The organism is Moorena sp., from assembly GCF_982860115.1.
On record NZ_CEYLVT010000002.1, the window covers coordinates 94,376 to 106,444 of the forward strand.

Genomic DNA, 12,069 nt, shown 5'->3' on the forward strand with positions numbered 1-12,069 from the left:
AACAGGGAAAATTAATGAAAATATCGGAGGATTGTTTTGGGTAATGGATACTGTTTTTGAACTTAAAATTTGGCAAAAAAAAGATAATAATTCTTGTTTTTTTTTGCTGCTATGGGATGACAGGAGAAGGCAGTTATCTGCCAGCATTAACTATTCCAATGAAATACAAAAATGTTATCAACGCTGGCGACAGCGCTACAGTAGATTTTACGAATTTCCGTCAGTGAAACCTATAGAAGATAGTGGCAGAATTAATCCTGGTTCAGGTGACCCATGTTATGATTTGATGGAGGCAGAAAGAGAGTTCGTCAATGCTTTCCAGCGTTGGTTAGGAGAAGGCGAGGTTCGTAAGATTCAAGAGCGGATTCGAGATGAATTGACTCGTGTTGCTCAAGTGATATCGAAAGATAGCAAGGGAATTGGTACTCACCCCAGTGTTGATATTTTCGTAGCTTGTGACTCTATAGAAATGGAACGGTTACCATGGGAAACTTGGGAACTTGCTCCTGAAGGCACACCCGTTGGTACAGTTCGCATTTTCAGAAGCGCTATGGATAATCCGGATCCCATTGCTTGTACTAAGCCCCTGACAGTTTGCGCTGCGACCCCGCGCTTTTTCAAAGGGATAGGGAAGGCACACCTTAGAAAAACCCGCATTCTAGCTATCTTCGGAGATGATCCCAGACTACCGTTGCAGGATGATTGGAAAGCTGTGCGATCGCTTAAGTCTATTGCTGAGGTCGAGCGAGTAACCTGGCAACCCCATGAAAACCATGTCGATATCAAAACCAAAATTGCTAATGCTATCTGTGATCAAGAAGGCTGGGATGTGCTTTTCTTTGCTGGACATAGCGATGAAACCACAACCACAGGAGGAAGACTTGCGATCGCTCCGAATATATCCCTGTCGATTAGTGAACTCGAAGAACAATTAACTCAAGCTAGGGAACATAGATTGCAGCTGGCTATTTTCAACTCCTGCAGTGGTCTGAGCATCGCTAACTCTCTAGTTAAACTTGGGTTACAGGTAATAGTGATGCGGGAACCCATTCGCAATGATGTGGCTCAGAGTTTTCTCCAGCAGTTCTGTAAGCCCCTAGCTGACCATAAAGATGTTTACGATGCACTACTCGAAGCCTGTCAACATCTTCAATCCGTAGAGAAATTTGCCTATCCCTCTGCCTATCTGCTTCCCTCTTTATTTAATCCTCCCGGTTTGATTCCCTATCGCATTGAGCGGTTTGATTGGAAGACAATGCTGCAGCAGTGGTTACCGACAAGACCAGAAGCGATCGCATTAGGAACAGTTTTACTGCTGAGTGTCATCCCAGCTATTCAAGTCGAATTATTGTTTGACATCCGAGCATTAGTTCAAGCGGCCTATCGTAATTTGACGAATCAAATACCAGAGAATTCCATAGCGCCTGTTTTGTTAATTGCTATCGATCAGGAATCCCTAGATCAAGCTGATGAAGCAATAGAAAGCACACAAGGTAAGTTGATTGATTCCGAATACTTAGCCAAGTTGGTAAGACACCTATACGCCTTGAATGCTCAAGTAATCGGCATTTACTACAATCGGCATATCTACCAACCTAGATACGAAAAGCTAGATCAAGCGATTCGCTCTGCTGTGGAAAAGCATAACACTTGGTTTGTGCTAGCAGCAGATGAACAAGATAAATTTGCTAGTCGCAAATGGAGTTTAGAAGGGTACATAGACTTTGATCCTTGGACTATTGAACAGCCTCTAAATCCCACCTGTATCGAGTCATGTCCGTTTGCTTATCAGCTAGCAGTAGCTTATCTGCTCAATCACCAGTCATCTGCAGATAGTTTACCCCAGCCAACATTAAACAGTACAGTAGATTTTCAGTCCCAAGTCAGTGATTATCTAAAGCAAAGAAAGACTGACAATCAAGGGCTGATTGCTTTCAATCAATCTGCTCCTCCCTTTGGATTAGCTTCTATTATAGACTTTTCTATTCCTCCTAGACAAGTCTACAAATCTATCACAGCTAAGGAACTTCTCAATTTTCCTGTGCCTAATCCAGAACTCCAACAGCATGTGATGCAGCAAGTTGTTATCATCACCAATGGTGAATACAATGACACCGAAGATGACTTTTACTTTCCGTCAGTTGTTGAATATTGGTGCCATTACTATCAACCTGTTGAACAGGAGCTACAGAAGTGCCTGGAAGTATTAACTAGAGGAGAAGTATTTGCTTATATGGTTCACCATATAATCCGGCAGCATCGGGTAGTTTTGATTCCTGACCAGTGGGTAATTTTCCTGGTCGCATTTCTAGGAAAATTGACTACTATTATTTGGCACAAACAACTAGGAAAACAGCGACATAAACAGATATTGATATTAGGGAGTATAACAGGACTATACGGATTACTTGTATTGCAGGTTTATATTTCAGCATTACTATTGATTCCTTGGTTTTTACCGTCAATACTAGTTTGGTTTTACTATAGTTTTGCTATCCAAAAACCTTACTTAAGGTAGGAGGTTGTTTTGAATAATATCTATTCCATGACTAAGCTAATCTCAAAACTTACGAATACTAATACCCAAGTGCCAATGACTCAAACAGAAAAACGTCCAGGAGACAGACAAAAGAGACCATGGTGGAAGAAGCCCTTAGATAAGTCGAATGTTCAACACATTTTTAAATCGACAGGTAATGAATTTGATCAATACGATAGATTGACCTTAAAGTTACTCATGATTGTCATTATCCTTCTGAGTCTTTTTATACTCCCTTTTCTAACTCAGTTTCTAGATTTTCAATGAATGACACTAGTGCTGAGCTAAGCTATCAGCTTAAGCGCTACGCGAACAGCTATCAGCTATCAGCTATCAGCTATCAGTTATCAGCTATCAGTTATCAGCTATCAGCTTATGGGTTAGGTCCGATGCGTCGTTCGCACAGCGTGGCCAAACGCGCCCCGCGTGGCCTTTTGGCCAAGGCCAAAGCCTGTCCCACAAGGCTGACCACTGACCGCTGACCACTGAACGCTGACCACTGACCACTGACCACTGACCACTGACCGCTGACCGCTGTTGGCGTAGCCTGCGCTTCGCGCATATGCTTACAACTCAACACTGACGCCCTCAAATGAACAAGTGATACCAGAACTGCAAACTTACTGCATAAGCTCAAAGCCTCTGCACCTATGGATTTTAGTAGGGACCTGTAGTAGGAACCTGCTCTGTTGCCGATTCGTAACGTTCACATAGGTCTAGAGGATGAATACTCAGGCAAGACAGTTTAACGGTGTTCTCTTACAAGGGGTAGTAGAAGGATTAATGGATGGTGTCTTGATTCTGAACGCTCAGGGAGAGTTAGTTCATAGCAATTGTTATGGTCGCTTTATTTGTGCTCAACTGGCAGTGGATAGGTCAAAATTTAACCTTGTTCCCAAAGAAATCAAGCGTGTTTGCCAAGCTGTGCTCGACAGCTGTGAGTTATATCCAAATCAGCCAATAGTTATCGAGTCTGAAATTATTACTGAACGCTCAACATCTTTTCGGATTCGAGCCGTTAAGCTCACTTTAGACTCTTTTGAAAATCCCTGCATTTTAGTAACACTAGAAAATCACGATCAATATGCTGAGAGTTTAGCGATCGCAGAGGTGAATAAATATAACCTTACTCCTCGTGAGGCCGATGTTTGGTTACTACGTCGTGCTGATTACAGCTATCAGGAGATTGCTGATGAATTGCGCATTACTCTTAACACGGTGAAGAAGCACTTGAAAAATATTTATGCTAAAATAAAATTTTACCAACTGAAACAGGAATTTTTAGAGGCAAACTAAATTAGTTAGATAGCAAAGGGAATAGGGAATAGGGAGTAGCTCTTCCCCCTATTCCCTATTCAGACATGCCAGCATTTTGCTTTATTATTTATGACTGATTTCCAAAAATCCAATGATAAAATGGACTAAACAAGCTATTCAAAAAAAGTTCCAGTTCGCAAGCTGCTACTAAATCTGTCTTGAGCTGTTGGCGATATCTAATCAGGTGAAGCATAGTCTTGCCCAAATCATTGATTAGGTAAACTAGAATCATAACAGGCTTTTGCCAATGTTTAAAGCGCAACATGCGAGTGGGATACCGACTTAAGCCAACACCTCGAAATAATTTTAATAAATAGTCTTTTTCCAAACGCCATTTTGGGATTTGATGATCAATACACATTTGAGGGTTATGCCAAATTTCCCAACCGGCGTTTTGAATATAGGATAAGGTTTCTATATCTTCTCCTTTAGCAGATAGGGATGTCGCACACACCCCCTTGAGCCAAGGCTGTTCAGGAACATTATTTAACCAGGCTTGCTTACGAATCACTAACCCCGCACCCACAGGAAACAACCCTTGACGAGGCTGATAACAAAATGGCTTTTGACCTCGTTCTATGATAGCGAGAAAACAAGCAATTCGCTTAAAGTTTTCCGGTGGATTAACTTCATAGTCTCCATAAATTTGACTACCATAAGCACCAGCTTGGGGATGGGAATGACCAAAATTGTAAGCAGCACTAACCCAATCAGAAGTAGGTAGATTATCATCATCTAAAAAACCAACATACTCACCTTTAGACTCCTGGATAGCGCGGCGTCGGGCAAATGCTATCCCTTGTTTTGGTTCAAAGTAATATCGGATCGGATAAGCTCCTGGATGGGATTGATACTCCTTAACAATTTTGGTGGTATTATCAGTACTATTATTATCAATAATCAGGATTTCCCAAGAAAAATGGTCGGTTTTAATTTGATACAGTAATCGTTTGAAAACTTTAGGTAGACGAGTTTCGCCGTTATAGGTACAGATAGCAACTGTGAAATCAATCATGGGTAGTCAACCAGTACAGTCCCTTTTGAATGCGCGAATGTAGAATTAAGAATTAAGAATTTGTAATTCTACTTCTGCATTCTACATTCTGCATTCTGACAGACAACCTACCCTACACCGAATCGCTTTGGGCGAACAACCTTCAACTGCTCTGCCTTAACCAAGCAATATAAAAGTCGTAGCAGCACTATCAATCAGGGTTTCAGCTTGCACGTGATTCAGGATTGCCAAGGTTTCATCACCGAAGCTAATCACAGCGTTGTTGCCTTCCTGACTAACAGATAACTGACCAAAGGTTAACCCATCTGCTAAAGCGATGAAGTCTTCACCGACTAGGAAATCTGCAATTGTATCAGTTCCTTCACCAGCGGCCAAGATGAAGGTATCACTACCATCACCACCAGAGCCATTATCACCAAATAGGGTATCATTGCCAAGACCACCCCGCAGTAAGTCATCCCCAGCATCACCCCAGATTTGGTCATCACCGTTCTGACCAAACAGGGAATCATTACCGGCTTTTCCACCAATGCGATCGCTTCCAGCACCCCCGTAAATTACATCATCCCCTCCAAGGGTATTGTCAGAGGAACGGCTGTTGAAGTCACCTCGTAACACATCATCTCCATTACCCCCAAAGATAGTATCATTACCTAAACCACCAGCAACTGTATCATTTCCAGCTCGGGCAATGATTGTTTCATCAGCTTCGGTGCCAACTAGTTCATCATCTAGTGGGGTTCCCGGACCGGGGTTGACTGAAAAGACAGTAATGGTTTCACTGTCTTCTTGAGCCACTACCAGCAGGGGTTCACCATTGGGGCTGTCTTCTACAGGAATAAATGTTAGCCCCTCAGGCTCACGGTCTACTGGATCATCTGGATTGCCACCATTATCATTGGGCAGATATTGGACAAATTCAGGAGCCGTGGGATTAGTGACATCGTAGACAATCACGCCACCTATTCGTTCGAGGCCGATAAACGTGTAAGTGCGATCATTAATGACCCCGGTGACAATTCCTTCCGGTTCTGGTCCTTGATTGTCACTGCGATCGTCAAAGGTATCAGGAGTGCCGCTAGAATTAAATAGTTCAGGAACTTGCTGAGCTGTAATTTGTTCAAAGTCATCACCACTATCAAATACTAGGTTGCCAAACTGATCCCAAATTGAGAAGGAGCGCCCACCGTAGGCGAATAGCTGGTCGAAATCACCATCATTATCCAAATCCCCATCAATAGTAGATACTCTCAAACGACCCAGTTGAGACTCTTGTTGCAAGGTTTCAGCATTCGGAAACGCATCTGGGTCGAGGGTCAAGTTTGCAATCCGTTCCTCTTCATCCCTGATATCCCCTTCATTGGCAGTGACGTAGTAGGTTTGACCGTTTGCCTCAAAGGATGCGATCGCATCCGGTTGGTATAGACCGAAAACCGGCCAATTTTGGATGTTGATGCCATCATCCTCATTACTGGCATCGAGGGCATTGTTTTCACCCAGGTCGATCAGACCTAAGACCACAGGAGTTGGATTGGGGTTCAGAGGAACCGAGCCATCCACCGGAATCTCCTGTTCGAGTACTCCAAAGTCATTGTCATTGAGTACAGCCAGTTTGCCATCATCCAGTAGCGCTAGACCTTCTGGTTTATCACCAGCAAGATACCCAATCGAAGGCAGGTTTGTGACCTTAATCTTATTGACCGCCTCAATACCAAGAGCATCTAGGTCATCTGCACTCAGCTGCTCCAGAGTAGAGCCAGTAGGTAGTGTCGGGGCATCGGGAGCCAGTAAATTAGTGGCTGCTGTCAGGTCTATTTGGAAGATGAACTTCTTGGCTGTATCACCAACTGCCGAATCTCGCTCAATGACAAATAATTTGCCATCTTCAGCATATACCGCATCACCAATCTTATCTACTCGTCCCCCACTACGGAAAGCAGGGTCTTCGAGCAAGTAAACATACTCGGCAACGGCATTCCCTGTGGTAGTATCAATTCCGAGGATGCGAATCACATCCGAGCTATCGGAGGTAGCACGGTCTGGATTCTGTAAAGGAGTTTGAATAAAGGCGTAGAGGATATTCTCGTCTGGATCCAGAGCTACAGCCTCAAAGCCACGGTTACGGCGGCGATTGGCGTACTCCTCAGGTAAGGACTCAGTGCCAAAAGTTCCCACTGCTGCACCAGCCAAGGCAGCTGTTCCTTGGGGAACAAAGCGGTCAATCAGGACACCATCGGTATCAAAGTGGTAGATAGCTGGACGGTACTCATCCACCATCCAGAAGGTGCCATCAGCAGCGATTACTACTCCTTCCAGGTCAGCACCAAACTCATCTAAGGGCAGCAAATTGCCAGATAAGTCTACTGGTTCTTCATCTACCCCTGCAATATTGGGTAGTCCTGTGATTGGTGTGGTGCTATCTTGACGGGTCAAGAAAATGGTTTCGGTAATGGCGATCTCCCCAGAGCTGGGATTTAACTCAAAGCGGATCACTTGAGCTTGGTAATCCGGTAAGGCAAAGGGTCGTTCGTTACTCCCATCTCCATCCACATCAGTGGGTTCACCATTGGGTCCCCGGTCTGGAACCGTGACAAACTTCAAGTTGCCAGTTGCTGGATCTGTCCCTTCGTAGAATAAGCCAGACAGTCCGCCGAGTTTAATCTCCTGACCCCCTTCGGTAGTACCAAGTACAGGCAAGTCATTGAACTCAAATAGCTCTACGGTGGGCTGACCTTGGCTGTGGTCTTTCGCACCCAGAGGTAGGATATCCACAACTGTAGCGGACTCCAGGTCTACCACCCCAAAGGCATTGTTTTCCTGGAGGTTGACAAACGCTGTAGTACCATCGCTTGACACAGCAATGAACTCTGGTTCCACATCCTCAGCAACAGTCTTGTCTGGGAAAATACGTACACCCTTTGCCCGGAATTCCGCTTCACGTCCATTGAAGGCGCTGAAGTCTGCTGTGGCGACATTGTCTTGGGTTATAGTTGCTATCCCACCGGACACATCAATAATACTGATCGATCCTTCAGGATCAATGCCATCATCCGCTACTCCTTCATTAGCAACCAGTATTTTGGTGCCATCAGGGGTAAAGGTGAGCATATCCGGTAGGGGTCCCGCTTGCACTACCTTTAGGGCATTGGGGTCAGCCGGATTGTTCCGAAACGCAGCAATATCTATAATTGCTACCTTTCCCGGATCAGTAGAGGTGCTAGCTTCTAACGCTAGCGCCAGTAAACCATTGCTATAAGCTACGCTATTTGCCCCGTCAACGCCAGGTATTAAAGAAGCCAAATCAATGGGTGGTATTGCCTGAGTTGGATTGCTCGGATCACTGAGGTCTAGCACTTGCACCTCAGTGCTACCAGACACTACAAATAACTCTTGACCTATTGGATCGTAGGCGGTAATTTCAGCGCCAATCTCACTAGAAAAGCTGCCAATTTTCTCTAATATATCTGCCACAAATTTCTCCTAGGTAGTAGACGACGAGTACCTATAACAGTTATTAGCTATCAACTTTTTTAAAGTTTTATAGCAATGATTATGTACTCACAACCCTGTTGCGAAGGAACCACTTCGCGAACAGCAAAATGCTAAAGTTTTAATTTATACCAAAGAATAAAGCTGATTTTTTTGGGTTATTTTTTTTGTATTGGTTGCTAAATTAAATAGGTAGTTTATTAACGTTATCACTAAGGTCTTTTAGTGTTGACTTTTCTTTAGGTTAATGATTGATAATCAACCCTTAAACCTCAGGCTATTACGTTAATTTTCTACCTACTTAGTTAGGGGTTGCGTCTGAACTATACAGCTAGTCTTAACAATTAACCTGTCTTGATGCAATAGCGAGTGGGGGGAACCCCCGCAGGTCGGCGCTGCATCGCTTAACCTTGAGATAGTGTGGCGATGGCTGAATAACGCAAATTCTCATAACAGCAAGCTAGGCTTGTAACTAGCCTGATGATAGTTATCACCTTGATTCCAGGGGAGTATGAGCATGTAACTTTATAATTCAGCCAAATTAATACAGACTTTATTTATCTAGTTACCCATAACTTTTATCTGGATTTCAAGGGACTCTAGCTAAGCTGATATTCAATAGATTATCAAGTAGATTTTACCCTTTCCCTGTCTTGATGCAATAGCGAGTGCGGGTTCCACCCATGACGGCTTAGGTGCGCTTGACCAGTGGCGAATTAAATTCGCCACTGGTCGCACCTCTGCATCGCTGATGTCATTGAAATCACTAGTTCAGCAACAGCCACTTAAGGTTTTGTTGAATTTTACTTTCTTGGATTTGATACTCTCCCATTAGCAAACTAAATCCCAATCATTTGTCTTTGATCTAAGCAACTGGGCTATAGATGCCCGCTGGCTAAGCACCGTCTTCAGAGATGACCAAAGGAATGTGGGTAGCTTTAACCTCTAAGTCGATCCTATTGGTCAGACTAATTGAGCCATAGGTTACTTGACTCAATAGCTTTTTGGTTTTTAATAAGACTATACTATAAAAGAGTCTACTCTAGTAACCTTTACATAATCTTACAGAATTTGGTCTTTTTGTTACGTCACCTTTACTTAAAATTTACACAATTAGCTACAGGTTTGGGTTTGGATTCACAATTGGGTGGGTGTAGGGTCTTACCCTCTTTTACAAAGCTCTTCACACTCTCTCCTCCCCTTACTAATCCCGATTAAGAATTAAATTCACCACGGGTATAATCTAAAAGCGATGCAGCAAGGAAACAGGAAGTTTCCCGCACTCGCTATTGCATCAAGATCCTGAGATCCACTATCCTAATCCTAAGATATTACCCCTTTAATTAAACGTTCTAAAATTTAGCAGTATAAATTCAGACTATTTGATTCATAATAATTTGAATTTATAATTATTATGATGATTATTGTTTAACAACTAATTCTAGCTATTCCACGTTGTCTATGATTCAGTAACTAGTTTTATAAGGGAACAGGGAACAGATAAGTCAGGAGAGGTAATTATTATAATGTCTCGATTCTTGATGCAAAGCGCGAGTGGGGGAAACCCCCAAGACCGCGCAAATCACGCTAATTACCCTTAATACAAATCTCCCCTACTCCCTAATTTGAGAATTGCTATAAGATAACAAAATCGCTTTCAGTAAGGGTTGTTACTCCTAACACTACTGCTAGGGTTTCATCTCCAACATTGATTAGAGAATTATTACTATCGGAGGTGATAGACACTTCACCAAAGCTCAAACCATTGCCTAAACTAATGAAGTCAGTGCCCAGCTCGAAGTCTGTAATGGTGTCAGTACCTTCCCCAATCTCTAGGACAAAGGTATCACTGCCACTACCATTAGAGAAGTTATCTCCAGTCAGAGTATCATTACCCAGACCACCAGTTAATAGGTCATCCCCAGCATCACCCCAGAGTTGATCATCCCCGAAGCCACCATAGAGGGAGTCATTACCAGATTTCCCGCCAATGCGATCGCTTCCTGAACCACCGTAGATAATATCATCACCACCAGCCTTACCACCTACGGACTTGCTGTTTTTATCTCCGCGCAGGATATCATCACCATTGCCACCAAATAGGATATCATTACCCAATCCGCCAGCAATGGTATCATTTCCATCAAAGCCATTGATCAGATCAGCATCAACAGTTCCAATCAACTGGTCAGCCCCTTGAGTACCGTTAATCTCGGAGGTAGTTTCTACTATTGCTGTCGGGGATTGGATAGTATCGAGGTCTAACCCAAATGCTAGGAATTGGGTAATCTGGTTATCATTGAAATTGTTATCGCTCGCAACAATTAGGGATTGTCTGCCATCAGGTAAGGTTGGACCAAATGCGATCGCTTCACTATTGTCCAGACGAATGCCTAAGTCATCGAAATCCAACAGTAACCGTTTCTCAGCAACTTGCTCAACCTCCAACAGTTTACTATCTGGGTCAGTGGGGTCACTCAAAAGGTTATCAACATCACTGATATCTGTAGCGTCTTGGAGGCGGACTTCATATAGCCTGAGATTATTACCGACACCAACGGCAAAGGATCGCTCTAGGGCTAGTAAGGTTCCACTATTATCTAGCGCTAGTAATTCTACTAAACCATTGTCAGCAAAACTACCAGGGGGGTCAGGCTGATTGGGAATTGTGTCAGTGATGTAGAGGAATTCTTGAGCCGGTGCCCCAGTTTGTAAATCGTACTGTAAGATCCGAACAGGGCTTTCATCTTCTAGTGTCGAAGCCGAGCCATCCTGAATCAGAGCATTCTCTACTGCAGTATAAAGGAAGCGCTCATCTGGGGTAATGGTCAGACTTTCAAAGGCAAGATTGTTACGAATGCCCTTTGTTCCATCAGAGGTAGGTAAGAACTTATCCGGTACCGTCAGCTGATTAAACTGTTGTCCTGCTAGAGAGAATTCATTGACGAAGGGATTAAGAAGATTATTAGCATCCCCTTCAGAGGAGATAAACAAGGTTCCAGCACTAGTAAAGGCAATGCCTTCTGGATCAATAGCCCGTTCTGGGAAAGGCTCACCGCTAGCATTCCGTAGAGTAGTGACACCTGTAAACCCGACATCACCATCGTCTAGACTACCATCACTTAAATCAATATCAATAGTATAGAAACGAGCGGGAGCATTTTGGCTGCGGTCATCAGACAGACCATAGTAAATACCATTAGCTGGATCGTAGGCTAAACCAGAGATACCGCCAACTTCTGTATTCTCAAACTGCAATCCAGTATTAAAGCTAACCTCTCCGAGGAAGTTAATACCAGTGACAACCTTCGAGTTACTATCTACCACTGTCGGCTCTACCTCAACATCAACATATACTAAACGGTGATCAGAACTGGGAAAGGGGAAATCACCCACTAGCTCAAAGGCAGGGTCATCACTTTTCGGCCAGAAAACCGTTGCTTCAGTTTAATTTCATAAAATCCTGGAATTAACGATACTAAAACTCTCGAATTTAGGGTTTTGATATCTAGAGAGTTAGAAGCAAATAAACTAGCCAAATTATTGTGTCAGCTAATGCGCTACCTCACAGGCTAGAAGCCTGTGCCACCCTACTTGAGCTGCTATCACCTAAGACGCAATTTTTACCAACCTTAAACAGCATTGGCATTGGTTTATAGCAAAAAAAGGGATGGTTAGGACATAATGGGAACATAATATGGAGTGTAGC

The 12,069-nt window shown here is 43.4% G+C and carries 6 protein-coding genes; 2 read left to right on the plus strand and 4 right to left on the minus strand.

The features are described from left to right. Positions 1-43 precede the first annotated feature (43 nt). Complete coding sequence (locus AC4II3_RS00935) at positions 44-2,518, plus strand: CHASE2 domain-containing protein (RefSeq protein WP_488010966.1); 2,475 nt, start codon at positions 44-46, stop codon at positions 2,516-2,518. A 394-nt stretch (positions 2,519-2,912) separates the two neighbouring features. Here the strand turns inward: AC4II3_RS00935 and AC4II3_RS00940 are convergent, their stop codons facing one another. Beyond that, positions 2,913-3,101 carry a hypothetical protein gene (locus AC4II3_RS00940; protein WP_488010968.1) on the minus strand — a complete coding sequence of 63 codons (189 nt, stop codon included), beginning with the start codon at positions 3,099-3,101 and terminating at the stop codon, positions 2,913-2,915. A 161-nt stretch (positions 3,102-3,262) separates the two neighbouring features. Here AC4II3_RS00940 and AC4II3_RS00945 point away from each other — a divergent pair, with 161 nt between their 5' ends. Further along, positions 3,263-3,835 (plus strand): helix-turn-helix transcriptional regulator, encoded by a 573-nt coding sequence (locus AC4II3_RS00945; RefSeq protein WP_488010970.1) that lies wholly within the window; start codon positions 3,263-3,265, stop codon positions 3,833-3,835. A gap of 88 nt (positions 3,836-3,923) precedes the next feature. On the opposite strand, the gene hpsE is transcribed toward AC4II3_RS00945, so the two are convergent. The 3 genes from hpsE to AC4II3_RS00960 form a co-directional block, all read right to left on the minus strand. Beyond that, positions 3,924-4,871: a hormogonium polysaccharide biosynthesis glycosyltransferase HpsE gene (gene hpsE / locus AC4II3_RS00950; RefSeq protein ID WP_488010972.1), complete on the minus strand. Its 948-nt coding sequence runs from the start codon at positions 4,869-4,871 to the stop codon at positions 3,924-3,926. Between the two features lie 156 nt (positions 4,872-5,027). Continuing rightward, positions 5,028-8,342 (minus strand): choice-of-anchor I family protein, encoded by a 3,315-nt coding sequence (locus AC4II3_RS00955; RefSeq protein WP_488010974.1) that lies wholly within the window; start codon positions 8,340-8,342, stop codon positions 5,028-5,030. A 1,653-nt stretch (positions 8,343-9,995) separates the two neighbouring features. Then, on the minus strand, positions 9,996-11,756 hold the full coding sequence (locus AC4II3_RS00960; RefSeq protein WP_488010976.1) for an esterase-like activity of phytase family protein: 1,761 nt from the start codon (positions 11,754-11,756) through the stop codon (positions 9,996-9,998). Between the last annotated feature and the right edge of the window lie 313 nt (positions 11,757-12,069).